The organism is Streptomyces sp. NPDC050164 (assembly GCF_044459945.1).
Lineage (GTDB): Bacteria > Actinomycetota > Actinomycetes > Streptomycetales > Streptomycetaceae > Streptomyces > Streptomyces coeruleorubidus_A.
In genome coordinates this window covers 94,292-120,749 of record NZ_JBITJK010000022.1, presented here as the reverse complement: position 1 = coordinate 120,749, position 26,458 = coordinate 94,292, and the positions used below count along the sequence as shown (strand labels likewise).

Below are 26,458 nucleotides of genomic sequence, written 5' to 3'. Positions count from 1 at the left end.
CTACTGGGAGCCCCGGAACTCCGGTCCCTCCACGATCAGTCCCGCCACCAGCGCGCCCGACATGCCGGCGTGCGGCAGTCCGCCACCGGGATGCGCCCAGCCGCCGACGGTGAACAGACCGGGCACGCGCGTGCTGTTGGACGGATGCAGCAGCCGTCCGCCGTCCGCCGCCAGGGCGGGCACCGGCACCGCACCGCCCTGAGCGCCGGTCGCCTCGGCGGTGTCGGCCGGGGTGCGCACCTCGTGCCAGAGGAGACGGTCGCGCAGATCGGGTATGGCGCGTTCGGCGACGGTGATCATGCTCTCGGCGAGGTCGGCGTAGGGCTCCTCGGGCCGCGCGGGCACCACCGTCGTGAGGGTGACCGCCTCGTGGTCCGCGTCCGGGACCAGCCCGGAGTCGTCGGGCCGCAGGACCGTGACCGTCGGGTGTGTGGTCCCCGCCGACTCGCCGAACAGGGCGTCCAACTCGGCCTCGCGGTCCGCCGCGTGCACCACCGTGCGGTGTGCCGTGCCCTCGGGGTGGGCGCCGCGCAGGGCGAGCAGCACCGTGAGCCGGCTCGCCGTCGGGGGCTGCGGCGGCACCTCGCCGTCACCGCGCACCACGGCCTGTGCCGACAGCCGGCCCAGCGTGCCGGGCGCGACACCGGCGACCACGAAGTCCGCCTCCGCGACCGTGCCGTCGGCGAGTTCCACCCCCGACGCCCGGCCGTCCTTCTCCAGCACGCCGGTCACGTCGGCACCGAAACGGAACTCGACCTTTCGGGCCACACACCGCTCGTACACCGCGCGGGCCAGCTCGCGCAGGCCGCCGCGCATGTACCAGGTGCCGAAGGCGTGCTCCATGTACGGCAGTACGGCCGCGCTCGCCGGGGTGGTCCGGGGGTCCAGGCCGTGCGCCAGGGCGTGGCTCTCCAGGAGGGCGGTGAGCCGGGCGTCCCGCAGCTCCCAGGCGCCGACCTCGGCGAGCGTGCCGGCCCGGCGGGTGCGCAGCAGCCGCTTGTGGGGCACCGCCGGGTAGGGCTCGCGCTCGGCCAGCACCTGCCAGTTCGGCCACAGCGGCTCCTCCAGGAGGGGCCGGCGGGTCCGGTCCCAGGCCTCGCGGGCCCGCACCAGGAAGTCGCCCCACCGCTGCCCGGCCCCGGAGCCGAGCGCCTCGTCCAGAGCCGCCACGACGCCCGCGCGCGAGGCGTTCGGCAGCGACACCCGGGTGCCGTCCGCGAACACGTGCCGGGACGACGGGTCGACCTGGACCAGGTCGACGCAACGCTCCAGCGGCTCCTTGCCGGTCTTGACGAACAGGTCGCGGTAGACGGCGGGCAGCGGGAGCAGGCCGGGGCCGGTGTCGAAGGCGAACCCGTCGCGCTCGAAGCGGCGCAGCGCTCCGCCGTACGTGCCCGTCCGCTCGTACACCACCACCCGGTGGCCCGCGACGGCCAGCCGGGCGGCCGCCGCCAGCGCGCCCATCCCGGCGCCGATCACCGCAATCCGTGCCATGCCAGGGACTTTATCGGCCCCCACTGACAGCCCCCGCCGACAGCCTCCGAGTACGGACGCGGAGGCGAGCGTGACCAGCCGGCCACGGCGTGTTCTGGGGCCGCGTGCGCAGGGCTGAGTACCCGTACCTAGTCACCGAGTTGAGTACGCGCGCGGATGGGGATCCACCTGCGAGAACGAGAGAGTGGAGGCACGGAGAGGGGCACGGCTCCGGTACCGGCGACACGGGGCGCCGGAACTGGGCCGGGCCCGCGATCCGCTCCTTCCGCCGACGGTGTCGGCGGGAGCGAGGCACGGGGGAGAACCGGGGGACGACCGAACGGGGGTCCTGCGGGGGACACACGGGGGAGCAGGAAAACGGGGGAGCAAGGAAGGCGCCGGTTCGAGGTGGCCCGCCGGGGGACGCGGCCACAGCGGACCGGCGCTTTCACATCTGCGCCGGGGTGCCTTCACCGGCAGCCGCTCACCCGTCCCTGGAGCAGCCGGGACAGGGCCGCGTGGACGTCGTCCAGAGAGCGCTCTGGCTGGAAGGACTTCCAGTCCAGCGCGGCCACCAGGACCATGCCGACCAGCGCGGCCGCCGTCAGCGGGACGTCGATCTCGTCGCTGAACTCGCCGCCCGCCACGCCCTCGCGAAGCACGTCCTCCACGACCGCGACGGCCTGCTGCCGGACCACCATCAGCGTGGACTGCCAGGCGCGGTTCGTGCGCCACAGCTCGGCCACGTACAACTGCGTGAAGGCCGGGTAGCGGTCGATGAAGACCAGCCCCGCACGGATCATCGCGTCCAGGGCGTCGACCTTGGTGCCGCCCTCCCGGGCGGTCCGCTCGGCCGCTTCCCGCAGGGAGGCGGTGAGGAGGCCGACTCCGTGCCGCAGCAGTTCCTCGAAGAGGACGGACTTGCTCGCGAAGTTGTAGTAGACCGTGCCCTTCGCGACTCCGGCACGCTCGGCGATCTCGTCCACGGTCGTCGCGGAGAACCCCTGCTCGGCGATGAGCGTGACGGCCGCCTCGTAGAGCTTCTGCCGGGTGGCCTCGCGGCGCGTGCTGCCGCCCGACGCGGCACTGCTGCTTTCCATGGCCCTGATTGTCACAGGAACCTCTCCGGGGGATGTCACCGAAGGGCCCACAGGGGGTGTCACCGAAGGACTCACAGGCTCAGCTCCGGGTGCAGCCGGTCCAGCGTCCACACCTGGCGGCGGCGGGCCGCCACGGCGGTCAGCGCGAGGGCGCCGGCGGTGAACGCCGTCAGCACCACGCACGCGTGCCACACCGGTTCCAGACCACCACCCGTGATGAGCCTGCGCAGAGCCTCGACGACGTAGCTCATCGGCAGGAAGGGGTGGATCGCGTTGAAGAAGCCGGGGCTGGTCTGCACGGGGTACGTGCCGCCCGCCGAGGTCAGCTGGAGCATCAGCAGGGCGAGGACGAGGATCCGGCCCGCCGCCCCGAAGCGCGCGTTCAGCCACTGCACGATCGCCGCGAAGCACGCCGTCACCAGGAACAGGAAGCCCACCGTCCCGGCCGCCCGCGCCATCTGCAGGCCGACCGCCCAGTGCAGCACCGACATCAGGGCCACCGTCTGGAGGACCCCGATCGCCACCACCGGCAGCCAGCCGGCCAGCGCGATCCGCCATGCCGAGGCGCCCGCGGCGAGCGCGCGCCGGTTCATCGGCGCGATCAGCATGTAGGCCACCATCGCGCCCACCCACAGCGACAGCGGGATGAAGTACGGGGCGAACCCGGTGCCGTAGTTGGGCGCCTTGTGCAGGTCCTGGGAGGCGAGCCGCACGGGGTCGGCCATGACCTCGGTGCGCTGGTCGCGGTCCCGCTTGTCGTAGTCGGGGATCCGCTCCGCCCCGTCGTGCAGCCCGCCGGCGAGTTTGCCGGAGCCGTCGACGAGCTTGAACATGCCGCCGCTGAGGTCGTCCGCGCCGGTCTTCAGATCGCCGACGCCCTTGTCCAGGCCGACGGCACCGGTCTTGGCCGTGCCGAGCCCCTTGTGCAGCTTCTTCGCACCGGCGGCGACATCGGCTGCCCCCTCGTTCAGCTTGTTGATCTTCTTGACGGCGTCGTCGAGGTCCTCGGAGAGGTGCGGCGCGCGGTCGGCGAGGGCCCGGGACTGTTTCTGGAGGGTGGCGAGGTTCTTGTCGAGCTGCGTCAGGTCGCCGTTCTGGTCCGCGATCAGCGTGTTGACGTCGTCGGCGATGACGGCGACGTCGGCGGCCGCGTCCTTGGCCTTCTTCAGGTCGGCGCAGGCGGCGTCGGGCAGGACGGGGTCGTCGCAACGCCTGGCGTAGACGCCGTTCAGCGTCTCCGAGGCCGTACGGGCGCCCTTGGCGGCGGTCGGGGCCGTCTTCGCCAGGGTGTCCAGGTACTTGCGGATCACGCCGGAGGAGTCGGCGACGAGCCGGGCCGTGTCGCCGATGGTCTTCTCGTTGCCCTTGAGGAAGGGGCCCACCTTGTCGGCGGTCGTGTTGACCTTGTCAGCGAGCTTCCGTGTGCCTTCCGCGACCCGCTTCGAGCCGTCCGCCAGGTCGCCCGCGCCCGTGTGGAGCCTCTTCAGGCCCGTGGACAGCTTGCCGCTGCCGTCCTTGGCGTCTTTCAGGCCGTCGGCGAGGTCCTTGGAGCCCTTCTCGGCCTTCCCGATGCCGCCCTTGAGGTCGTCGGCCCCCTTCGCCGCCTTCACGGTCTTGCCGTGGATGTCGGAGAACGAGACGAAGATCCTGTCCAGGAAGGACCGCGACGTCTTCGTGGACGCGGCCTGCCGCACCTCGCCGAACACCGTCCGGGAGATCTGCCCGACGATGTAGTTGTTCGCGTCGTTCGTGCGCACCTGGAGGGCGCCGGTCTCCGGGGAGTTCCCGGAACTGGAGGCGATCCGCTCGCTGAAGTCGGCGGGCATGGTGAGCGACAGGTAGTAGGTGCCGTCCTCGACGCCCCTGCGGGCCTCGTCCGCGCTCACCTCCTGCCAGTCGAAGGTCTTGCTGTCGTGCAGGCCCTTCGTGATGTCGTCACCCGCCGTGATCTTCGTCCCGTCGGCGGTCGCCCCCTTGTCGTCGTTCACGAGCGCCACGGGGATACGGTCCAGACGGCCGTACGGGTCCCAGAACGACCACAGGTACAGCGCGCCGTACAGCAACGGCAGCACCAGCAGCGCGACCAGCGCGGCGCGCGGCAGCTTGCCCCGGCCGAAGCGGCGGAGCTCAAGCGCGGCCAGTCTCGGCGAGCGCATCGGCCTTCTCCTCTCCCTGGTCGGCCCTGCCGTCCTCGGCTGCCTGGTGATCGTCGCTGTCGTGCCGGTTCTCCTGGGTGGACACCCGGACGGCGCCCTCGGGGGCCTCACTGCACACCGCCACGACCGTCGTCCCGGCGTCGGCGAGGGACCTGAGCAGGGACCAGACCTCGTCCCGCTCGCCGTCCGAGAGCTTGAGGTCGGTGTCGTCGACCCCGAGCAGCAGCGGCCGGCCGACGAGCGCGAGGGCGATGGACAGCCGCAGTGCCTCCTCACGCTCCAGGTCGCGCACGGCGGTACGGGGGCCCTTGGGCAGCGCCTCCAGGTCGAGACCGGCGGCGGCCAGTGCCGCGTCGACGCGCCGCCCGGCCTTTGCCGTCCGCTCGCCGCGGGGCCGCAGCAGGCCGCGCAGGGAATCGCCGAACCGCCGCTGGAGCAGCGCCCGTTCCCGCAGGTGCTCGCCGACGGTCAGGGCCGGGTCGAGGTCGGTGACCCCGGGCACATGGGCCAGGGCACTGACGCGGCGCACCGCCGACAACTGCTTGGGGAGCCGGGCCTCGCCGACGGTGGCGGTGCCCTCCGCGATCTTCATCCGCCCCGTCAGCGCGAGCAGCAGGCACGTACGGCCGGACCCGGAGGGGCCCTCGACCGCGACGAGCGATCCCGGCTCGGCGTCGACGGAGATCCCGCGGAACGCCCACCCGCGCGGTCCCTTGACCCCAAGGCCCTCGGCGGCGATCCGCGCCCCTCCCACTCGTTCCCCCACGAGTCTCCTTCGATTGAGAACTGAAGTTTTTGAACTGACTGGTCAGTGCAAAAACTACTCCGAACCTACGATCGAAGCAAAAGCCCAGGTCAGAACGGATTGTCAGTGCCATACCTCACGATGGGTCACATACGGCACTCCTAGCCGGACGTGCCGTCACACAGACGACAGGAGGTTCGTCATGGCCAGCTACCACGCAGCAGCCGCCCGTCGGCGCCGCGCCACCGGCCCTGCCCCCTCACTGACCGGCCCGGCGAGCGACGTGCACCCCGTGCTGCGCCGGGCCACGGCCCCGCCCGCGGCCCTCGACCTGCTCGCCCAGGCCCGCGCCGGCCTCGACGAGGCCGCCGTCCTGGAAACACCGAACGAGCGCTACGCGACGGCCCATCTCGCCGCCCTGCGCACCGCCGCCGCCGTGCTCGCCGCCCGTGGGCGGCCGGAGACCTCGCCCCGGGCCCGGGCCAAGATCAGGAGCGCCTGGGAAGTGCTCCCCGAGATCGCGCCCGAACTGTCCGAGTGGAGCGCGCTGTTCGCCTCCGGTGCCCGGCGCCGCGCCCGGGCCGAGGCGGGCATCCAGGACGCGGCCAGCAGCCGGGACGCCGACGACCTGATACGGGACGTGGCTATGTTCCTGCGCCTCGTCGAGCGCATGCTGGTCCTCCAGCCGGTCCTCCCGCAGCCCCGCCCGGACCAGGACCAGCCGGAGGGACCGGGGGAGGAGCGGGACATGCCGGACGCGGGCTGAGCGGGCACCGGCGGCGCGTGTCCGCCCGGCCGTGCCGACGCGTGTTCGGATGAGGGGACCGGGCAATCCCGGCTGCTCTCCCGGAGGCAATAGGGTGGGGGACGCCTGAAGTCTTCCCTCCCCGTCGCCGGGGCCGGGGAAGGCACCCCGTTCGCTCCGCCGTGCAAGAGGCGGTGCCGCGCCGAGGAGTCAACTGCCGTGTCGGACCCGATGCGCCCCCGCGCCTCACTCCGTACCGCCGTGGTCTGGGAGGTCCTCAAGGACGCCCTGGACCGCCGGGTCAAGGCCACGGGTCGGGAGTCGCTGGACGTCCTCGACACCGGGGGCGGCAGCGGCAAGTTCGCGGTGCCCGTCGCCCGTCTCGGCCACCGGGTCACCGTCGTCGACCCCAGCCCCAACGCGCTGTTCGCCCTGGAGCGCCGCGCCGCCGAGGCAGGAGTCGCCGACCGGGTGGAGGGCGTGCAGGGCGACGCCCACGGCCTCTTCGACGTGGCCGAGCGCGGTGGCTACGACGTGGTGCTGTGCCACGGCGTCCTGGAGTACGTGGACGACCCGGCCGAGGGCGTCCGCAACGCGGTGGCCGCCCTGCGCTCGGAGGGCGTGCTCAGCCTGCTCGCCGCCGGTCTCGGCGGTGCCGTGCTGGCCCGCGCCCTCGCCGGTCACTTCAAGGAGGCCCGGCAGGCGCTCGACGACCCGAACGGGCGATGGGGCATGGGTGACCCCGTCCCGCGCCGCTTCACCGCCGACCAGCTCACGGGACTGGTCGAGGGCGCGGGCCTGCGTGTCGGCGCCGTGCACGGCGTGCGGGTCTTCGCCGACCTCGTGCCCGGCGTCCTCGTCGACACCGAGCCCGGCGCCCTGGAGGAGCTGCTGAAGCTGGAGGAGGCCGCCGCCGAGCTTCCCGCCTTCCACTCGGTGGCCACACAGCTTCACGTGCTGGGTGAGACCCTTGGGACCGGTGAGGCAATCGAGACCGATGGGTCGATCGAGGCCTGAGCCGCTTCCTGAGGTACCGCCGCTGATCAGCGCCTGGGCTGTGCATGGAGTACGCCACAGGCCCCCCGAACGGGGGCTTGGCGCCGTATGATCGAGGGAGACCGTTCCGGCATGACGGGTCGGCCGCCGGGGAATGTAGGCCTCAGCGAGCCGGGACGTCCATGGCGGGTTCCGGTTGGCCAATTGGCGCAGAGGGGCGGGTTTCACGGGGGCGATTCCCTGCCTATCCTGAAGAGACCCCCCGGGTCGCCCCGGCGACTGCACGATGAGGAGGACTCCGTGCCGCTCTCGGAGCACGAGCAGCGCATGCTCGAGCAGATGGAGCGAGCGCTGTACGCCGAAGATCCCAAGTTCGCGACGGCGCTCGAGGGAAGCGGGCTGCGTACGTACACCCGGCGACGGGTCTACCAGGCGGTCGCGGGCTTCCTCGTAGGTATTGCGCTCCTCATGGCCGGTATGGTCGCCAAACAGGTCTGGCTCAGCGTCGTGGGCTTCCTCGTCATGTTGGGCTGTGCGGTGCTCGCCGTGACCGGCTGGCGCAAGGCCCCCAAGCCGGGTGAACAGGCGGCCGGGGCCGGCGGACAGCCGGCCGCCCGCCGTCAGGGCCGGCAGCGGCGCTCCATGATGGACCGCATCGAGCAGCGCTGGCAGAAGCGCCGCGACGAGCAGGGCGGCCAATAGCCCGGAGCGCGGCTCTCCAGGACACGTGAAGACATGAATCAGGGGGTGACCACCCAGTGGGTGGTCACCCCCTGACGCATGCGTACCAGGCGCGACTGGCTCCTCGCCCAGCCCGGCGCCGTACCCGCCCGGGGCATCGCCGACCGACTCCAGGCAGACACAGCGCGGCCGGCCGGGGGCACAACCCCGGCCGGCCCGAGTCGCCCGCTCCCGTCAGCCCTGCTGCCCCGATGTCTTCCGCCACGTCGGCCGCAGCGCCAGGGCACGTTCCCGCACGCCCGACCACCAGGCCGACGCCGCCCACACCACGCGCACGGTGGAGCGTGGGACCAGGACCGCACGGAGCCTGGTCCCGCGGCCGACCTGGGCGCTCAGGCCCGCTGCCGCACGGCGGACGTCCTCCGTGAGGCCCGCCGTCGGGCGGGGTTGCGGTGCGTACAGGACCTGCTCCACCGCGTTCGCCACCCGGTGCACCGAGGCCGCGGCCGTCGCGTCGAGGGAGCCCAGCCGGACGATGCGAGCGGCCGCCTTGCGCGGCGTCTGTGACTCATCCGGCGCGATGCCGAAGTCCCAGGCCGTGTCGGTCAGCTCCTGCCAGACGGCCAGCGTGTGCGGCGCCGCGTCCGCATCACTGCGGCCGTGCGCCCCCAGCCGTACCGCGCGGGTCCGCAGGCGCCACAGCATCGGTGCCAGCGGGAGCGCCAGGACGGCGAGCCCGGCCAGGACCCAGGCCAGGATCACGTACCACTTCGGGCCGTCGTCGCCGGTGGGCAGCACCGCCTGCGGGGACTCGCTCGCGCACCCCCCGTCCAGCTTCTTCTGCTCCGGCGTGCAGCTGTCGCTCGCCGAGGGCGTCGGGGACGGCGCGACGGACGTCGTCTGGGACGGGCGCGCCACGTCCGGCACCGAGCTGCCGGGGCTCTCCGGCAGGGTGTACGGCGGCAACGAGCCACGGTTGGGAGTCGGCTCGAAGCGGGTCCAGCCCACGCCCTCGAAGTACAGCTCGGGCCAGGCGTGCGCGTCCCGCAGTCCCACCGACACCGAGCCGTCCGCCTGCGGGGAACCGGGCGCGAAGCCCACCGCCACCCGGGCCGGTATGCCCAGGGAGCGGGCCATCGCCGCCATCGCGAAGGAGAAGTGCACGCAGAAGCCCTGCTTGTCCTTCAGGAAGCGGACGATCCCCTCCGAGCCGCTGCCGACCTGCACCTGGGTGTCGTACTCGAAGCCGCCGGTCACGGCGAACCAGTCCTGGAGCTTGACCGCCTGGTCGTAGGGGTCGGCGGCGCCCGCCGTGACCTGGCGGGCGGTGCGGGCCACCACCGACGGCAGCGAGTCGGGCAGCTTGGTGAAGTCGCGCACGATGGCCGCCGGCGGGGGCGCCGCCGAGGCCAGTTGTTCCGCCGTCGGCTGCACGTCCAGGCTCTTGACCTGGTACGTCAGCCCTTGTGTGTTCTGGCCGTGGTCGCCGACCAGGGTCATGCCCAGGGGCTCGTAGCGCCAGTTGCCCCGGATGGTGACGCCGCTCGGCGGGTACGGCATGGGCAGCCAGTTCTGGGCGTACCAGCGGGCCGCCGTGATCGTGGTGTCGACCTCCGTGCGTTTGACGTCGGGGCCGAGGCCGATCGGGGTCGGGAACGTGCCGTCGGGCACGGCGGTGATGGACCGCCTGGACGGCTTCCAGGTGGTGCCGTCGAAGTCGTCCAGGGACACGATCCGCAGGTAGAGGTCCGAGACGTCGGCCATCTTGGTCTTCACGGAGAGGACCTGCCGGTCCTCGTCCACGTTCAGGTTGTCGCGCAGCGACACCAGCGGGTTCACGGCGGAGATCGTGCCGCCGCCGCCCGTGCCGCCGCCCGCGCCCGTGCCCACGGAGTCCAGCAGGCCGCCGTTCATCGCGGGCAGGCCGAGCGGCACCACCAGGGCGATGCCCAGCGCGACCACGCCGATGCGCCGGCCGGTGCGGACCGGGGCGGCCGCGCCGCTCGGTTCCCCTCCGGCCGTGCGCGGGGCACCGCCGAACACCCGGCCCCACTGGGAGAGCCGGTCCCGCCCCTCGGCCAGGAGCAGCATCAGATAGCCGGCCGCCGCGACCAGGAACCACAGCCAGTCCGTGCCCCCGTCGGACAGCCCCGCGGCCACCGAGTACAGCGCGAGCAGCGGCAGCCCGGCCGGTGCGGCGCTGCGGAAGGTCACCGCGAGGGTGTCCACCAGCAGCCCGATGATCAGGACGCCGCCGATGAGCATCAGCCGGATGCCGTCGGACTCCAGGGGGGCCGGGATCGCGTACCGCGCGATGTCGTCCCCGCCCTGCCGGAGCAGGAGCGCGAAGCGGTCGAGGGCGTCCGGCCCGGGCACCAGCCCGGCGAGGGCCTGCTCACGGGCGAACACGAACGTCAGCAGCAGCACCGTGACCACGGCCTGGGCCGCCACCGTCAGCGGGCGCGCCAGCGGCACCCTGCGGGCCGCGGCACCCGCGCCCGCCTGCACGGCCAGCAGGAAGGCCGCCTGCACGATCCAGGTCGCCGGTTTGACGAGGGGCAGCAGGGCGCACGCGGCCATCAGCGTGGCCGCCCACGCGCCCAGCGTCAGTCGTACCCGCCCGCTCATCACGGTCCCTCCCCGCTGCCCGCGGCGGCCATCCCCCTGCGCTCCCGGTCCGCCTGCCGCCACAGCTCGTCCACGGAGGCACCCTGCGGCACCCCGAGGGCCGTCCAGCCCGCCTCGCGCAGCATGCGCAGCCGCTCCCCGCTCCCGTCCAACGGACCGGGCACGTCGCTCGGTTCCCGCACCCAGGTGTCGCTGTCCAGCACGAAGGCGACCGCGCCTGAGCTGCGCTGCCGCATCCTGGACGCCACGGCCGCCTGCTCCTCGTCCAGGTCGCCGAGGAAGGCCACCAGCAGCCCCTCGCTCCCGCCGCGCAGCACGTCGTAGGCCCGGGACAGACCCGCGCCGTCGGAGTGGTCGATCACCGCGAGGGTGTCCATCATCAGCCCGGCCGCGTCCGCCGAACCCTGGCTCGCGCCCGCGAAGCCGTCTGAGCCCTCGCCGGGCACGGCGTTGCCGGTGTCCGTCAACAGCCGTACCGAGAAGCCCCGTTCGAGCATGTGCACCAGCACGGACGCGGCGCCCGCCACGGCCCACTCGAAGGCCGAGTCCGGGCCCGCGCCCTGGTAGGCGATGCCCCGGGTGTCGAGCAGCACCGTGCAGCGGGCGCGCTGCGGCTGCTCCTCACGGCGCACCATCAGCTCGCCGTAGCGGGCGGTGGAGCGCCAGTGCACCCGGCGCAGGTCGTCGCCGTAGCGGTACCCGCGCGGGATCACGTCGTCCTCGCCGGCCAGCGCGAGCGAACGCTGCCGCCCGTCGCCGTACCCCTTCGCCTCGCCGCTGAACCGCACCGGCGCCAGCGGCTCCACGCGCGGGATCACCGTCAGGTTGTCGTACGTGGAGAAGGACCGGGTCAGCTCGCACATGCCGAACGGGTCGGTCAGGCGCAGCTGGAGCGGGCCCAGCGGGTAGCGGCCGCGCAGGTCGGAGCGCACCCGGTAGGACACCTCGCGGCGGGCACCCGCCTCCATCCGGTCGAGCACGAAACGGGGCCGGGGACCGAGCACGTACGGCACCCGGTCCTGGAGCATCAGCAGGCCCGTGGGCAGCCGCGAGACGTTGTCCATCCGCAGATGGACCCGGGCCTCACCGCCGGCCGGCACGCGCGCGGGGGAGAGGCGGCGGCTGCCCGCGACCCGGTAGCGCGTGCGGTACAGCACCGTCGCGCACACCAGCGGCAGCACCGCCAGCAGCAGACCCACGCGCAACAGGTCGCTCTGCCCGAGCACATACGAACAGACGGCGGCCGCGACGCCGGCGGCCAGGAAGGAGCGTCCGCGGGTGGTCAGACCGGCCAGGGCGGTGCGGATGCCGCCCTTCTCCCCCCGGTCGGCCTCCGACTGCCCCGTCCCCGCGGTGGTCATCACAGCCTCCGCGGCGGGTGCGAGGGATACGCGGGCGCCGCACGGCCCACAGCACCGAGGCCGCTCTGCTGCTGCGGCGCCGACGGCACCGGGGTGCGCTGGAGGATCTCCTCGACGACCTGCTCGGCGGTGCGGCGGTTGAGCTGGGCCTGGGCGGTGGGCAGCAGACGGTGGGCCAGGACGGCGACGGCGAGTGCCTGCACGTCGTCCGGCAGCGCGTACTCCCGGCCGCTCAGGGCCGCGGACGCCTTCGCCGCGCGCAGCAGGTGCAGCGTCGCGCGCGGGGAGGCGCCCAGTCTCAGATCGGGGTGCGTGCGCGTGGCGCCGACCAGGTCGACCGCGTAGCGCCGGACCGGCTCGGCGACGTGGACGCCGCGCACCGCCTCGATCAGCTTGAGGATCTCGTGCGCGTGGGCCACGGGCTGGAGGTCCTCAAGCGGCGAGACGCCGCCGTGCACGTCCAGCATCTGAAGCTCGGCCTCGGCGCTCGGGTAACCGACCGAGACCCGGGCCATGAAGCGGTCGCGCTGGGCCTCCGGCAGCGGGTAGGTGCCCTCCATCTCGACCGGGTTCTGCGTCGCCACCACCATGAAGGGGCTGGGCAGTTCGTAGGTCTTGCCGTCGATGGTGACCTGGCGCTCCTCCATGGACTCCAGGAGCGCGGACTGCGTCTTGGGCGAGGCGCGGTTGATCTCGTCGCCGATCACGACCTGCGCGAAGATCGCGCCCGGCTTGAACTCGAAGTCGCGGCGCTGCTGGTCCCAGATGGACACACCGGTGATGTCCGAGGGCAGCAGGTCGGGCGTGAACTGGATGCGCCGCACCGAGCAGTCGATGGACCGCGCCAGTGCCTTGGCGAGCATCGTCTTGCCGACGCCCGGGACGTCCTCGATCAGCAGGTGTCCCTCGGCGAGCAGCACGGTCAGCGAGAGCCGTACGACCTCGGGCTTGCCCTCGATCACGCCTTCCACCGACTCCCGCACGCGCTCCACCACGGCGGTCAGATCAGTGAGGCTCGCTCGATCGTCATAGGTCGTCACCCGGCCCTCCTCGGCCTTTCCCTTGCTCCCAGGGAGCACGGGATACCCCATTTTCCCGGGCCGACGCCCCAAGACGCGGGCCGGCCCACCCCGAACCACGGACACCACGCGTGAAAGGTTCCGCGTGACGCCACTCCCGCATTCTTGCTGCCGTTACCGATTCGTGTCACTCGACTGTGGACAACTGGCCGCGATATGTCGGTCTTACGGCCATTCGAACGCGTGACTGACAGGCTTTCGACAGCTGCAGCAGGTTGTGTCCGGGGCGGGCCGCCTGGTCAGGAGGCGGGGGCGATCTCCCGCAGCCGGCCGGTCTTCACGTCGAAGACGAAGCCCCGCACGTCGTCGGTGTGCGGCAGGAACGGTGAGGTGCGCACGCGCTGCATCGACTGCCGTACGTCCTGGTCGACGTCCCGGAAGGACTCCACCGCCCATGCCGGGCGCTGGCCGACCTCGGCCTCCAGCTCGGTGCGGAAGTCCTCGGTGAGGCTCTCCAGACCACAGCCGGTGTGGTGGATGAGGACGACGCTGCGGGTCCCCAGCTTGCGCTGGCTGATGGTGAGGGAGCGGATCACGTCGTCGGTGACGACGCCGCCCGCGTTGCGGATCGTGTGGCAGTCACCGAGTTCGAGACCGAGTGCCGCGTGCAGGTCGAGGCGGGCGTCCATGCAGGCCACGACGGCGACGTGCAGCACGGGCCGGGCGTCCATCCCCGGGTCGGTGAATTCGGCGGCGTACCGGGCGTTGGCGTCGACGAGGCGGTCGGTGACCGTGCCGTCGCCCGCTGTGGCTCTCTCCGAGGCTGTGGGAACCGATGCAGAAGTCGTCATATCCATGACGTTACTGGTCACACCCGGTCCAGGCCTCCTGTGAGACTGGACAAAGAATGTCAGCGAGGCGGGGCTGTGAGGTAACCCACAAGGGCGATGTGCCGCCGACCGCGACGCGCAGGCCGGTTGATTGACCGGGAGACAGGGTGGACTAAAGTGACGCGAAGCGGGAGGCGAGACTCTCCCCGCTGGACTTTTTCCCCGGAGACCCCGGCGACGACCGGAGATCTCCCCACGTGCGCGGCGCGTACGTACGGCTCGGCCTCCTCCCGCTCCCGGTCGGCTGACGCTTCCGGCGCCGGCAGGCCTCCCCTTCACGAGCGGGCGGGGACCCGGCGGTGCGTACGGCCGCGCGCCGGACTTGAGAGGGCCCCTTGAGCCAGAGTCGACACGTCCCGGTGATGCTCCAGCGGTGCCTGGATCTGCTGGCCCCCGCCCTGGAGGGGCCGGACCCGGTGGTCGTCGACTGCACTCTCGGCCTCGGCGGCCACAGCGAGGCGCTCCTGGAGAGGTTCCCCGGGGTCCGTCTCGTCGCCCTCGACCGTGACAAGGAGGCCCTGCGCCTGTCCGGCGAGCGCCTCGCGCCCTACGGGGAGCGCGCCACCCTCGTCCACGCCGTGTACGACGAGCTCCCCGAGGTGCTGCACAAGCTCGGCATCGCGCGCGTGCAGGGCGTGTTGTTCGACCTCGGCGTCTCCTCCATGCAACTCGACGAGGCCGACCGCGGCTTCGCCTACGCCCAGGACGCCCCGCTCGACATGCGCATGGACCAGACGTCCGGGCTCAGCGCCGCCGAGGTCCTCAACACGTACCCGCCGGGCGAGCTGGTGCGCATCCTGAGGGCGTACGGCGAGGAGAAGCAGGCCAAGCGGATCGTGTCCGCGATCGTGCGCGAGCGGGAGAAGGAGCCGTTCAGCACCAGCGCGCGGCTGGTGGAGCTGATCCGGGACGCGCTGCCGCAGGCCGCCAAGCGCACCGGCGGCAACCCGGCCAAGCGCACCTTCCAGGCCCTGCGCATCGAGGTCAACGGCGAGCTCGCCGTCCTGGAGCGGGCGATCCCGGCCGCCGTGAAGGCGCTGGACGTGGGCGGGCGGATCGCGGTGCTGTCGTACCACTCGCTGGAGGACCGGCTGGTCAAGCAGGTGTTCGCGGCGGGTGCCGCCACCACGGCGCCGCCCGGGCTGCCCGTCGTGCCCGAGCGCTACCAGCCGCGGCTCAAGCTGCTCACGCGCGGTGCCGAACTCCCCACCGAGGAGGAGATCGCCGAGAACCGGCGGGCGGCACCGGCGCGGCTGCGCGGCGCCCAGCGCATCAGGCAGGACGTCGAGTGAGGCGTGTGCAGGCCGGACCGAGGGAGCGTGAGTGAGCAGCAAACCCGAACTGAAGGGGAGGGCGGCACGTCTCGCGCGGCTCTTCCCGACCGGCCCCGGGCAGGCGGCCCGCACCCCCTTCGTCCTCCTCGTGGTCCTCCTCCTCGGCGGTGGTCTCATCGGTCTCCTCGTGCTGAACTCCGCCCTCAGCGAAGGCGCGTTCAAGCTCGACGACCTCCAGCGCGAGACCAAGAGCCTCACCGACGAGGAACAGGCCCTCCAGCGGGACATCGACGCCTACTCCGCTCCCGAGGCCCTCCAGCGCCGCGCCCGCGAACTCGGCATGGTCCCCGGCGGCGACCCCGCCTTCCTCGCCCCCGACGGCACCGTCAAGGGCGTCCCCAGTCCCGCCCCCGGCGTCCGGCAGACCTCCGCCCACACCCCCCTGGTCCTGGCCCCCGAAGCCATGCCCAACGGCCCCACCTCGACCTCCGGCAGGTGACGGAAGTGACCGACAGGGAACCCCCGCGCCGCCCGGTACCGGGCCTCGCCGGGCCCGCGGGCCCCCTTGCTCCCGGCGTGCGTCCGATCCTCGGTGCGGCGCTCACTCCTCGCTTCGCGGTGGACGGGGCTTTCGGTCGGGTGGCGGTGGTGCCTGCCGGGCAGTGGCCGCGCTGCCGCGTGTCCGGTCCCGTCAGGGCTGCCGGCCCCGGGGTCCGTGGCCGCTGCGGCGCGTGCCGTGCGGTGGCGGAGTGGTCGTCGTCTCGGCCGTGGCCGAGCGCCGCCCGCGGTGCCGGGTACCGTCCCCGTCCGGCCGTCGCCGCGTCCGCCAGTCCACAGTCCACCTCGACCTCCGGCAGGTGACGGAAGTGACCGACAGGGAACCCCGGCGCCGCCGTGTACCGGGCCTCCCCGGGCCCGCCTGCCCCCTTGCTCCCGGCGTGCGTCCGGTCCTCGGCGTGGCTTCCGCTTCTCGCTTCGTGGCGGACGGGGCTTTCGGCCGGGTGGCGGTGGTGCCTGCCGGGCAGTCGGCGCAGTGCCGCGTGCCCGGACCGCGTCCGGCCGTCGCCGCGTCCGCCAGTCCACAGTCCACCTCGACCCCCGGCAGGTGACGGAAGTGACCGACAGGGAACCCCCGCGCCGCCGCGTGCCCGGTCCCGCCAGGCCCGCTCGCCCCAACGCCCGGCGTCGCCCCGGCCCCGGTGCCCGTCCGGCCCGTCGCCCGGCCCCGGCCCGGCAGGCGGCGCCAAAGCCACTCCGGCTGGGCAGCCCCCGCCCCCGGCTGCGTCTGGTCGGGCTCGCGCTGACGCTGGTGCTGATCGCCTTCGTCGTGCGGCTGTTCCAGGTGCAGGCCGTCGACGCGAGCACGTACGCCGCCAAGGCCGAGCAGAACAGGTACGTCGGGCAGGTGCTGGCCGCGGACCGCGGGGAGATCACCGACCGGTCCGGTGTGGCGCTCGCGACCAGTGAGGACGCCTACGACATCACGGCCGACCCCACGATGTTCGCCCCCGACCAGCTGAAGATCGGGGACGGGCCCGAGCAGGCGGCCGCGCTGCTCGCGCCGATCCTGGGCCAGGAGCAGGAGGCCCTGGTCAAGAAGCTGCGGCCGAAGAACAAGGCGCTGCGTTACGTCAAGCTGGCCTCTCGCCAGACCCCGCAGGTCTGGAAGCAGATCAAGGACCTGAAGTCCGCGCTCGCGAAGAAGGAGGAGACGGACAAGTCCGCGCACAACGTCCTCGCGGGCGTCTTCTCCGTCGCCACCAGCAAGCGCGTGTACCCGGGCGGCGACCTCGCCGCCGGGATACTGGGCTGGGTCAACGGCGAGGGCAAGCCCGGCGGCGGCATCGAGCTCCAGCTGAACAAGCAGCTCGCCGGCAAGGACGGCAAGATCCGCTACGCCCAGTCCGGCGGCCGGCTCGTCCCCACCGCGGGTTCCACCGAGACCCCCGCCGTGCCCGGCAGCGACGTCGAGCTCACCATCGACCGCGACATCCAGTGGGCCGCCCAGAAGGCCATCAGCGACCAGGTGAAGGAGTCCGCGGCCGACCGCGGCTACGTCATCGTCCAGGACACCCGTACCGGACAGGTTCTGGCCATGGCCAACTCACCCGGCTTTGACCCGAACGACCTGTCCGACGCCGACTCGGCGGCCCTCGGCAACGCGGCCCTCCAGGACGCCTTCGAGCCCGGCTCCACCGCCAAGGTCATGTCGATGGCGGCCGTCCTCCAGGAGGGCGCCGCCACCCCGATGACCCACGTCGTCGTGCCGAACCGGCTGCACCGCGGGGACCGGCTCTTCAAGGACGACGTGAACCACCCGACCTGGTACCTGACGCTCAACGGCGTCCTCGCCAAGTCCAGCAACATCGGCACCATCCTCGCCACCGGCCAGCTCGGCAAGACGCAGGCCCAGGCCAACAAGGTCCTCTACGACTACCTGCGCAAGTTCGGCCTCGGCCACTACACCGGCCTCGGCTTCCCCGGCGAGACCCCGGGCATCCTCGCCCCGCCCGACAAGTGGTCGACCTCGCAGCAGTACACGATCCCTTTCGGCCAGGGCGTCTCCATCAACGCCATGCAGGCGGCGTCGGTGTACTCGACCATCGCCAACGGCGGCGTCCGCGTCGAACCCACGCTCGTGCGCGGCACCAAGGGCGCCGACGGCCGCTTCACCCCGGCCCCCAAGCCCGAGAAGACCCGCGTCGTCAGCGCCAAGACGGCGAAGACCCTCGCCCAGATGCTGGAGTCGGTCGTGGACGACGAGGAGGGCACCGGCACCAAGGCGCGCATCCCCGGATACCGCGTCGCGGGCAAGACGGGCACGGCCAACCGCGTGGATCCGGCCACCGGCAAGTACAAGGGCTACACGTCGTCGTTCGCCGGGTTCGCGCCCGCGGACAAGCCCCGCATCACCGTCTACTGCGCCATCCAGAACGCCACCAAGGGCAACTACTTCGGTGGCCAGATCTGCGGCCCCGTCTACAAGCAGGTCATGGAGTTCGCACTGAAGTCCCTCCAGGTCCCGCCGACCGGGGCCAAGCCGGCGAAGCTCCCGGTCACCTTCAAGCGCTGACCGGCCGCAAGCGCCGGTCGGCACGGAACCAACCAGGAACCACCTCGTGACAACGATCACCCCGGACCCGGGGAACCAGAGCAGCCCCCGCCCCTCACTTCGCCCGGAGGCGGGTACGCCCGGTACGCTCACCGCCGTGCCACACGCTGATCAGTCCCAAACCACCCAGAAGGGCCATCCCGTGACATACCCCGGGCCGCCCAGGCCGGCGCAGGTCTCCGCCACACCCCTCGCGGAACTGGCCGACCAGCTGGGTGCTCCCGCGCCGCGGGGCGCCGCCGACGTCACGGGCATCACCCACGACTCGCGCGCCGTGCGCTCCGGCGACCTGTACGCCGCCCTCCCGGGCGCCCGTCTGCACGGCGCCGACTTCGCCGACCAGGCCGCGAGCCTCGGCGCGGCCGCCGTGCTGACCGACCCCACCGGCGCCGAGCGCGCCGTGGCGTGCGGACTTCCGGTCCTGGTCGTCGACGACCCCCGCGGGCGGATGGGAGAGCTGGCCGCCACGATCTACGGCCACCCCGGCCGGGACCTGCTCCAGATCGGCATCACCGGTACCTCCGGCAAGACCACCACCGCCTACCTCGTCGAGGGCGGCCTGAAGACCGTCAGGTCCACCGGCCTGATCGGCACGGTCGAGATGCGCATCGGCGACGAGCGCATCAAGTCCGAGCGCACCACCCCCGAGGCCACCGACCTGCAGGCCCTCTTCGCCGTCATGCGCGAACGTGGCGTCGAGGCGGTCGCCATGGAGGTCTCCAGCCACGCCCTGGTCCTCGGCCGCGTCGACGGCTGCGTCTTCGACATCGGCGTCTTCACCAACCTCAGCCCGGAACACATGGAGTTCCACTCCGACATGGAGGACTACTTCCGGGCCAAGGCGCAGCTGTTCACGCCGAAACGCGGCAACCTCGGCGTGGTCAACGTCGACGACGAGTACGGCCGCCGGCTGGCCAAGGAGGCCACGGTCCCGGTCGTCACCTACTCCGCCGAGGGCCACCCCGACGCCGACTGGCGCGCCGAGGACGTCGAGATCGGCCGGCTGGACTCGACCTTCACCGTCATCGGGCCCAAGGGCGAGCGGATCAGCGCAAAGTCACCGCTGCCGGGCCCCTTCAACGTGGCCAACACCCTCGCCGCGATCGTCGCCCTCGCCGTCGCCGGCCTCGACCCGCAGGCCGCCGCCGACGGTGTCGCCGCCGTACCCGGCGTGCCGGGCCGTCTGGAGCGCGTGGACGCCGGACAGCCCTACCTCGCGGTCGTCGACTACGCCCACAAGACCGACGCCGTCGAGTCCGTCCTGCGGGCCCTGCGCAAGGTCACCGAGGGCAAGCTGCACATCGTCCTCGGCTGCGGTGGCGACCGGGACAAGACCAAGCGCGAGCCCATGGGCGCCGCCGCGGCCCGGCTCGCCGACACCGCCGTACTGACCTCCGACAACCCCCGTGGCGAGGACCCCCTCGCGATCCTCGCCACGATGCTCCAGGGCGCGGCCTCCGTGCCCGCGCACGAGCGCGGCGAAGTGGCGGTCTTCGAGGACCGGGCAGCCGCGATCGCCGCCGCCGTGGCCCGCGCCGAGCCCGGTGACACCGTGCTGGTCGCGGGCAAGGGCCACGAGCAGGGCCAGGACATCGCCGGGGTGGTCCGTCCCTTCGACGACCGCCAAGTGCTTCGCGAAGCCATTCAGAAGACCCAGGGATGAAATCCCGCATGATCCAGGGGATGAACTTGTGATCGCCCTCTCCCTCGCCGAGATCGCAGAAGTCGTCGGCGGGCAGACGCACGACATACCGGATCCGACCGTCCAGGTCACCGGCCCGGTCGTCCGGGACTCCCGCGAGGCGGGGCCGGGCAGCCTGTTCGCCGCCTTCGCCGGCGAGCGCGTGGACGGCCACGACTTCGCGGCCGCGGTCGTCGAGGCGGGAGCGGTGGCCGTGCTCGGCACCCGGCCCGTCGGCGTGCCCGCGATCGTCGTGGACGACGTCCAGACCGCCCTCGGCGCCCTCGCGCGGCACGTCGTACGACGTCTCGGCGCCACGCTCGTCGCCCTCACCGGCTCGGCGGGCAAGACCAGCACCAAGGACCTCATCGCACAGGTGCTCCAGCGCAAGGCGCCGACGGTGTTCACGCCCGGCTCGCTCAACAACGAGATCGGGCTGCCGCTGACCGCGCTCAGCGCCACCGAGGAGACCCGGTTCCTGGTCCTGGAGATGGGCGCCCGCGGCATCGGCCACATCCGCTACCTCGCCGGTCTGACGCCCCCGAAGATCGGCCTCGTCCTCAACGTCGGCAGCGCCCACATCGGCGAGTTCGGCGGCCGTGAGCAGATCGCACAGGCCAAGGGCGAACTCGTCGAGGCCCTCCCGGAGGACGGGACCGCCGTCCTCAACGCGGACGATCCCTACGTACGGGCCATGGCCACCCGTACGAAGGCGAAGGTGATCCTTTTCGGAGAGTCCGACGAAGCGGACGTGTCCGCCGAGAACGTGCGACTCACGGACACGGGACAGCCCGCGTTCAGGCTTCACACACCCTCCGGTGCAAGCGATGTGACCATGCGCCTGTACGGTGAGCACCACGTGTCGAACGCGCTCGCCGCGGCCGCCGTCGCCCACGAGTTGGGCATGTCCGCAGACGAGATCGCCGTCGCGCTCTCCGAGGCGGGCTCCCTCTCCCGCTGGCGGATGGAGGTCACCGAGCGCCCGGACGGCGTGACGGTCGTCAACGACGCCTACAACGCGAACCCCGAGTCCATGCGAGCCGCTCTGCGCGCGCTCGCGGCGATCGGCAAGGGGCGGCGGACGTGGGCGGTGCTCGGCAAGATGGCCGAGCTCGGGGACGAGGCTCTCGCCGAGCACGACGCGGTCGGACGGCTCGCCGTCCGGCTCAACGTCAGCAAGCTCGTCGCGGTCGGTGGCAGGGAAGCCGCCTGGCTGCAACTGGGCGCATATAACGAGGGTTCGTGGGGTGAGGAGTCGGTGCACGTGTCCGACGCACAGGCGGCGGTCGACCTGTTGCGCAGCGAGTTGCGCCCGGGGGACGTCGTACTCGTGAAGGCGTCCCGTTCGGTCGGCCTCGAGAGCGTGGCCCAGGCGCTGCTCGAGTCCGGTGCCGAGGGTGAGGTTTCCGCCCGATGATGAAGCAGATCCTGTTCGCAGGAGTCATTGGTCTCTTCCTGACCCTGGTCGGCACCCCGCTGCTGATCAAGCTGCTCGCGCGCAAGGGCTACGGCCAGTACATCCGCGACGACGGCCCGCGCGAGCACGCCAGCAAGCGCGGTACGCCGACCATGGGCGGTATCGCCTTCATCCTGGCGACGGTCGCCGCGTACTTCCTGGCCAAGGTGATCACGGGCTATCTGGACCCGGAGGCCGACGCGGCGCCGACCTTCTCGGGTCTGCTGGTGCTCGGCCTGATGGTCGGCATGGGCCTGGTCGGCTTCCTCGACGACTACATCAAGATCGTCAAGCGGCGTTCGCTGGGTCTGCGGGCCAAGGCGAAGATGGCCGGCCAGCTGATCGTCGGCATCGCCTTCGCGGTGCTCTCGCTGCAGTTCGCGGACAACCGCGGCAACACCCCGGCCTCCACGAAGCTGTCGTTCATCACGGACTTCGGCTGGACGATCGGCCCCGTGCTGTTCGTCGTCTGGGCGCTGTTCATGATCCTCGCGATGTCGAACGGCGTGAACCTCACCGACGGTCTGGACGGTCTGGCCACCGGCGCCTCGGTGCTCGTCTTCGGCGCCTACACCTTCATCGGCGTCTGGCAGTTCCAGGAGTCCTGCGCCAACGCGCAGACGCTGACCAACCCGGGCGCCTGCTACGAGGTGCGTGATCCCCTCGACCTCGCGGTGGTCGCCTCCGCGCTGATGGGCGCCTGCCTGGGCTTCCTGTGGTGGAACACCTCGCCGGCCAAGATCTTCATGGGTGACACCGGTTCGCTCGCGCTCGGCGGTGTGCTCGCCGGCCTCGCGATCTGCTCCCGCACCGAACTGCTGCTCGCCATCCTCGGCGGCCTCTTCGTCCTGATCACCATGTCCGTGGTGATCCAGGTCGGCTCCTTCCGCCTCACCGGGAAGCGCGTCTTCCGGATGGCGCCACTCCAGCACCACTTCGAACTCAAGGGCTGGTCCGAAGTGCTCGTCGTGGTCCGCTTCTGGATCATTCAGGGCATTTGTGTGATCGTCGGACTGGGCCTCTTCTATGCAGGATGGGCAGCGGACAAGTGACCACCTCGGTGTCTTCGGAGCTCAAGGGCAAGCACGTCACCGTCGCCGGGCTCGGCGTCTCCGGCGTCCCGGCGGCCAAGGTGCTGCACGGCCTCGGCGCGATCGTCACGGCCGTCAACGACGGCGCCGACGAGCGCGCGCAGGCGCAGGCCGCCGAACTGGAGGCGCTCGGCATCACCGTGCGCCTCGGTGACGGCGACACCCTGCCCGAGGGCACCGAGCTGATCGTCACCGCGCCCGGCTGGAAGCCGGACAAGCCGCTGTTCGCGGCGGCGGCGAAGGCGGGCGTCCCCGTCTGGGGCGACGTCGAGCTGGCCTGGCGCCTGCGCGGTCCCGACGCGGCCCCGTGGCTCGCCGTCACGGGCACCAACGGCAAGACCACCACCGTCCAGATGCTCGCCTCGATCCTGACGGCGGCGGGCCTGCGCACGGCCGCCGTCGGCAACATCGGCGTCTCCCTGCTGGACGCGGTCCTCGGCGAGAAGCGGTACGACGTGCTGGCCGTGGAGCTGTCCAGCTACCAGCTCCACTGGGCGCCGTCCCTGCGCGCCCACTCGGCCGCCGTGCTCAACCTCGCCCCCGACCACCTCGACTGGCACGGCTCCATGGAGGCGTACGCCGCCGACAAGGGCCGTATCTACGAGGGCAACCGCGTCGCCTGCGTCTACAACGCCGCCGACAAGGCCACCGAGGACCTGGTCCGCGAGGCCGACGTCGAGGAGGGGTGCCGGGCCATCGGCTTCACCCTCGGCACCCCGGGGCCCTCTCAACTCGGCGTCGTGGAGGGCATCCTGGTCGACCGCGCCTTCGTCGAGAACCGGCAGAAGAACGCCCAGGAGCTCGCCGAGGTCGCCGACGTCAACCCGCCGGCCCCGCACAACATCGCCAACGCCCTCGCGGCGGCGGCCCTCGCGCGGGCGTACGGCGTGCCCGCCAAGGCCGTACGGGACGGCCTGCGGGCGTTCACCCCGGACGCCCACCGCATCGCGCACGTGGCCGACGTGGACGGGGTCGCCTACGTCGACGACTCCAAGGCCACCAACACCCACGCCGCACAAGCCTCGTTGGCCGCCTTCGAGTCGATCGTGTGGATCGCGGGCGGGCTCGCGAAGGGCGCGACCTTCGACGAGCTGGTCGCCAAGTCGGCGCCGCGGCTGCGCGGGGTCGTGCTGATCGGCGCGGACCGCGCGCTGATCCGCGAAGCCCTGGCGCGACACGCCCCGGAAGTACCGGTCGTCGACCTGGACCGGACCGACACTGGGGCGATGCGCGCGGCGGTCCGGGAGGCGCGGCGGCTCGCTCACGCCGGTGACACGGTACTGCTGGCTCCGGCCTGCGCCTCCATGGACATGTTCGCCAACTACAACAAGCGCGGGGACGCTTTCGCGGACGCCGTTCGCGAGCTCGGCTCCGTCGACGGCTGACCCGGGTCCGCCTCGCCCGGCGGCGGTGCCGGGAGTATCTGGGAGGGACGTGTGACACGGATGTGGCTGGTGCCCGAGCGGCCGGGGAGCGTTCGCTGCGGAACGTTCCCCTCCGGCATGGCGGGGTGAACGGCGATGCCCACCAGCCGCGCCGGACGGCCTCCGGTCCCCCGCACTCCCAAGCGCCCCGCCGCGCCCCGGCTCGCCCGAGAGAACGGCGTCCTGGCCTTCTACACCCGTGCGCGCAGGGGCTGGGACCGGCCGCTGACCGCCTACTACCTCATCTTCGGCGGCAGTGCGCTGATCACCGTGCTGGGCCTGGTCATGGTCTACTCGGCCTCCCAGATCACCGCGCTGCAGATGTCGCTGCCGGGCTCGTACTTCTTCCGCAAGCAGCTGCTCGCAGCCGTACTCGGCGCCGGGCTGCTGTTCGCCGCCTCGCGGATGCCGGTGAAGCTGCACCGGGCCCTGGCCTATCCGATCCTCGCCGGCGCCGTCTTCCTCATGACCCTGGTGCAGGTCCCCGGGATAGGAGTGTCGGTCAACGGCAACCAGAACTGGATCGCGCTCGGCGGCTCCTTCCAGATCCAGCCCAGCGAGTTCGGCAAGCTCGCCCTCGTGCTGTGGGGCGCCGACCTCCTCGCCCGCAAGCAGGACAAGAGGCTGCTGACCCAGTGGAAGCACATGCTCGTCCCGCTGGTCCCGGCCGCCTTCATGCTGCTTGGTCTGATCATGATCGGTGGCGACATGGGCACCGCGATCATCCTCACGGCCATCCTGTTCGGCCTGCTCTGGCTGGCCGGCGCGCCCACGCGCCTGTTCGCCGGAGTGCTGTCGATCGCCGCCGTACTCGGCCTGATCCTCATCAAGACCAGTCCGAACCGCATGGCGCGCCTGCAGTGCCTCGGCGCCACCGAACCCCAGTCGGGACCTGTCGACTGCTGGCAGGCCGTGCACGGCATCTATGCCCTCGCCTCCGGCGGAATTTTCGGCTCCGGGCTGGGTGCGAGCGTGGAGAAATGGGGTCAACTCCCCGAAGCCCACACCGACTTCATCTTCGCCGTCACCGGTGAGGAACTGGGCCTGGCGGGGACACTGTCGGTACTCGCCCTCTTCGCGGCTCTAGGCTATGCGGGTATCCGCGTGGCCGGACGCACGGAGGACCCCTTCGTGAGGTATGCCGCGGGAGGCGTGACCACCTGGATCACGGCCCAGGCCGTGATCAACATCGGTGCGGTGCTCGGTCTGCTGCCGATCGCCGGCGTCCCCCTCCCGCTGTTCTCCTACGGGGGATCCGCCCTGCTGCCGACCATGTTCGCCATCGGGCTGCTGATCGCCTTCGCGCGAGACGAGCCCGCTGCGCGGGCAGCGCTTGCGATGCGGCAACCCCGCTTTGGTAGAAAGCGGGGGACTGGGGGAACCGGTTCCGGTCGGAGTCCCCGGAGATGGAACACGATGCGACGGCGCGCCTCGGCGGCGCGCTCGTCCGGAGAGCGGTGAATTTCGGTGCATGTCGTACTCGCCGGCGGAGGAACCGCGGGCCACATCGAGCCCGCGCTCGCCCTCGCGGATGCCCTGCGCAGGCAGGATCCGACCGTGGGCATCACGGCCCTGGGCACGGAGCGCGGCCTCGAGACCCGTCTCGTACCCGAGCGCGGGTACGAACTCGCGCTGATCCCCGCCGTACCGCTGCCACGCAAGCCCACCCCCGAGCTGATCACCGTCCCGGGCCGGCTGCGCGGCACCATCAAGGCGACCGAGCAGATCCTGGAGCGCACCAAGGCCGACGCCGTGGTCGGCTTCGGCGGCTACGTCGCCCTGCCCGGCTACCTCGCGGCCAAGCGCCTGGGCGTGCCGATCGTCATCCACGAGGCCAACGCCCGCCCGGGCCTGGCCAACAAGATCGGCTCGCGGTACGCCAGCCAGGTCGCCGTCTCCACCCCGGACAGCAAGCTGCGGGGCGCCCGCTACATCGGCATCCCGCTGCGCCGCGCCATCGCCACCCTGGACCGGGCCGCCATGCGCCCCGAGGCCCGTGCCGCGTTCGGGCTCGACCCGAACCTGCCCACGCTGCTGGTCTCCGGCGGCTCCCAGGGCGCCCGTCGGCTGAACGAGGTCGTGCAGACGGTCGCGCCCTGGCTCCAGCAGGCCGGAATCCAGATCCTGCACGCGGTCGGACCGAAGAACGAACTGCCGCGCGTCCAGCAGATGCCGGGAATGCCCCCCTACATCCCGGTAAGTTACCTGGACCGGATGGACCTCGCGTACGCCGCGGCCGACATGATGCTGTGCCGCGCGGGCGCGATGACCGTCGCCGAGCTCTCCGCCGTCGGGCTCCCGGCCGCCTACGTCCCGCTGCCCATCGGCAACGGCGAACAGCGGCTCAATGCCCAGCCGGTGGTCAAGGCCGGCGGCGGTCTGCTGGTCGACGACGCGGAGCTGACCCCCGAGTGGGTCCAGCAGAACGTCCTGCCCGTGCTCGCCGACCCGCACCGGCTGTACCAGATGTCCCGCGCCGCCGCCGAGTTCGGCCGCCGGGACGCCGACGACCTACTCGTCGGCATGGTGTACGAGGCGATCGCCGCCGCTCGCGCACACCGCTAGGCCCTGTCTTTCGGATCAGCCCGACTCCGAGATACGGCGCCTGGTAAACGCGGGTGAGCGG

20 protein-coding genes are annotated in these 26,458 nt (G+C 72.2%); 12 read left to right on the top strand and 8 right to left on the bottom strand.

Going from position 1 to position 26,458, the window contains the following annotated elements; all coding sequences use genetic code 11:
- From ACIBNA_RS26655 to ACIBNA_RS26640, 4 genes are all read right to left on the bottom strand, one after another.
- A complete protein-coding gene (locus tag ACIBNA_RS26655; protein WP_399167641.1) occupies positions 1–1,494 on the bottom strand; it encodes a phytoene desaturase family protein in 1,494 nt (497 codons plus the stop codon).
- A gap of 449 nt (positions 1,495–1,943) precedes the next feature.
- Positions 1,944–2,573, bottom strand: coding sequence for a TetR/AcrR family transcriptional regulator (locus ACIBNA_RS26650; protein WP_059423228.1), 630 nt, complete (start codon positions 2,571–2,573; stop codon positions 1,944–1,946).
- 71 nt (positions 2,574–2,644) lie between these two features.
- Positions 2,645–4,729 (bottom strand): YhgE/Pip family protein, encoded by a 2,085-nt coding sequence (locus tag ACIBNA_RS26645; protein ID WP_399167640.1) that lies wholly within the window; start codon positions 4,727–4,729, stop codon positions 2,645–2,647.
- Complete coding sequence (locus tag ACIBNA_RS26640) at positions 4,701–5,495, bottom strand: ATP-binding cassette domain-containing protein (protein ID WP_399167639.1); 795 nt, start codon at positions 5,493–5,495, stop codon at positions 4,701–4,703. Before ACIBNA_RS26640 ends, ACIBNA_RS26645 begins: the two co-directional genes overlap by 29 nt.
- Before the next feature lie 181 nt (positions 5,496–5,676).
- On the opposite strand from ACIBNA_RS26640, the gene ACIBNA_RS26635 reads away from it, so the two are divergent.
- From ACIBNA_RS26635 to ACIBNA_RS26625, 3 genes are all read left to right on the top strand, one after another.
- Positions 5,677–6,240: an SAV_6107 family HEPN domain-containing protein gene (locus ACIBNA_RS26635; protein WP_399167638.1), complete on the top strand. Its 564-nt coding sequence runs from the start codon at positions 5,677–5,679 to the stop codon at positions 6,238–6,240.
- Between the two features lie 198 nt (positions 6,241–6,438).
- Positions 6,439–7,236 carry a methyltransferase gene (locus tag ACIBNA_RS26630; RefSeq protein ID WP_399167637.1) on the top strand — a complete coding sequence of 266 codons (798 nt, stop codon included), beginning with the start codon at positions 6,439–6,441 and terminating at the stop codon, positions 7,234–7,236.
- A gap of 279 nt (positions 7,237–7,515) precedes the next feature.
- Entirely contained in the window at positions 7,516–7,917 is a 402-nt protein-coding gene (locus ACIBNA_RS26625; RefSeq protein WP_399167636.1) for a DUF3040 domain-containing protein, read from the top strand.
- Positions 7,918–8,130: 213 nt separating this feature from the next.
- Here ACIBNA_RS26625 and ACIBNA_RS26620 read toward each other — a convergent pair whose 3' ends face one another.
- From ACIBNA_RS26620 to ACIBNA_RS26605, 4 genes are all read right to left on the bottom strand, one after another.
- Complete coding sequence (locus ACIBNA_RS26620; protein ID WP_399167635.1) at positions 8,131–10,524, bottom strand: DUF3488 and DUF4129 domain-containing transglutaminase family protein; 2,394 nt, start codon at positions 10,522–10,524, stop codon at positions 8,131–8,133.
- Positions 10,524–11,885, bottom strand: coding sequence for a DUF58 domain-containing protein (locus tag ACIBNA_RS26615; RefSeq protein ID WP_399167634.1), 1,362 nt, complete (start codon positions 11,883–11,885; stop codon positions 10,524–10,526). Before ACIBNA_RS26615 ends, ACIBNA_RS26620 begins: the two co-directional genes overlap by 1 nt.
- Positions 11,885–12,925 (bottom strand): AAA family ATPase, encoded by a 1,041-nt coding sequence (locus ACIBNA_RS26610; protein WP_399167633.1) that lies wholly within the window; start codon positions 12,923–12,925, stop codon positions 11,885–11,887. The genes ACIBNA_RS26615 and ACIBNA_RS26610 overlap by 1 nt, the downstream gene beginning before the upstream one ends.
- 278 nt (positions 12,926–13,203) lie before the next feature.
- Entirely contained in the window at positions 13,204–13,761 is a 558-nt protein-coding gene (locus tag ACIBNA_RS26605; RefSeq protein ID WP_399167632.1) for a beta-class carbonic anhydrase, read from the bottom strand.
- 368 nt (positions 13,762–14,129) lie between these two features.
- On the opposite strand from ACIBNA_RS26605, the gene rsmH reads away from it, so the two are divergent.
- The 9 genes from rsmH to murG all read left to right on the top strand — a co-directional run bounded on the left by rsmH (position 14,130) and on the right by murG (position 26,397).
- A complete protein-coding gene (gene rsmH, locus ACIBNA_RS26600; protein ID WP_399167631.1) occupies positions 14,130–15,086 on the top strand; it encodes a 16S rRNA (cytosine(1402)-N(4))-methyltransferase RsmH in 957 nt (318 codons plus the stop codon).
- Between the two features lie 31 nt (positions 15,087–15,117).
- Positions 15,118–15,567, top strand: coding sequence for a septum formation initiator family protein (locus ACIBNA_RS26595; RefSeq protein WP_399167630.1), 450 nt, complete (start codon positions 15,118–15,120; stop codon positions 15,565–15,567).
- A gap of 615 nt (positions 15,568–16,182) precedes the next feature.
- Positions 16,183–18,141, top strand: a complete 1,959-nt coding sequence (locus ACIBNA_RS26590) for a peptidoglycan D,D-transpeptidase FtsI family protein (protein ID WP_399167629.1) — start codon at positions 16,183–16,185, stop codon at positions 18,139–18,141.
- A gap of 181 nt (positions 18,142–18,322) precedes the next feature.
- Positions 18,323–19,843, top strand: coding sequence for a UDP-N-acetylmuramoyl-L-alanyl-D-glutamate--2,6-diaminopimelate ligase (locus tag ACIBNA_RS26585; protein ID WP_399167628.1), 1,521 nt, complete (start codon positions 18,323–18,325; stop codon positions 19,841–19,843).
- A gap of 28 nt (positions 19,844–19,871) precedes the next feature.
- On the top strand, positions 19,872–21,278 hold the full coding sequence (gene murF / locus ACIBNA_RS26580) for a UDP-N-acetylmuramoyl-tripeptide--D-alanyl-D-alanine ligase (protein ID WP_274815644.1): 1,407 nt from the start codon (positions 19,872–19,874) through the stop codon (positions 21,276–21,278).
- On the top strand, positions 21,278–22,369 hold the full coding sequence (mraY, locus tag ACIBNA_RS26575) for a phospho-N-acetylmuramoyl-pentapeptide-transferase (RefSeq protein WP_274822006.1): 1,092 nt from the start codon (positions 21,278–21,280) through the stop codon (positions 22,367–22,369). Before murF ends, mraY begins: the two co-directional genes overlap by 1 nt.
- Positions 22,351–23,793: a UDP-N-acetylmuramoyl-L-alanine--D-glutamate ligase gene (gene murD, locus ACIBNA_RS26570; protein WP_399167627.1), complete on the top strand. Its 1,443-nt coding sequence runs from the start codon at positions 22,351–22,353 to the stop codon at positions 23,791–23,793. The genes mraY and murD overlap by 19 nt, the downstream gene beginning before the upstream one ends.
- Positions 23,794–23,928: 135 nt before the next feature.
- On the top strand, positions 23,929–25,293 hold the full coding sequence (gene ftsW, locus ACIBNA_RS26565) for a putative lipid II flippase FtsW (protein WP_399167626.1): 1,365 nt from the start codon (positions 23,929–23,931) through the stop codon (positions 25,291–25,293).
- A gap of 6 nt (positions 25,294–25,299) precedes the next feature.
- Positions 25,300–26,397 (top strand): undecaprenyldiphospho-muramoylpentapeptide beta-N-acetylglucosaminyltransferase, encoded by a 1,098-nt coding sequence (gene murG / locus ACIBNA_RS26560; protein WP_399167625.1) that lies wholly within the window; start codon positions 25,300–25,302, stop codon positions 26,395–26,397.
- The last annotated feature ends 61 nt before the right edge of the window (positions 26,398–26,458 follow it).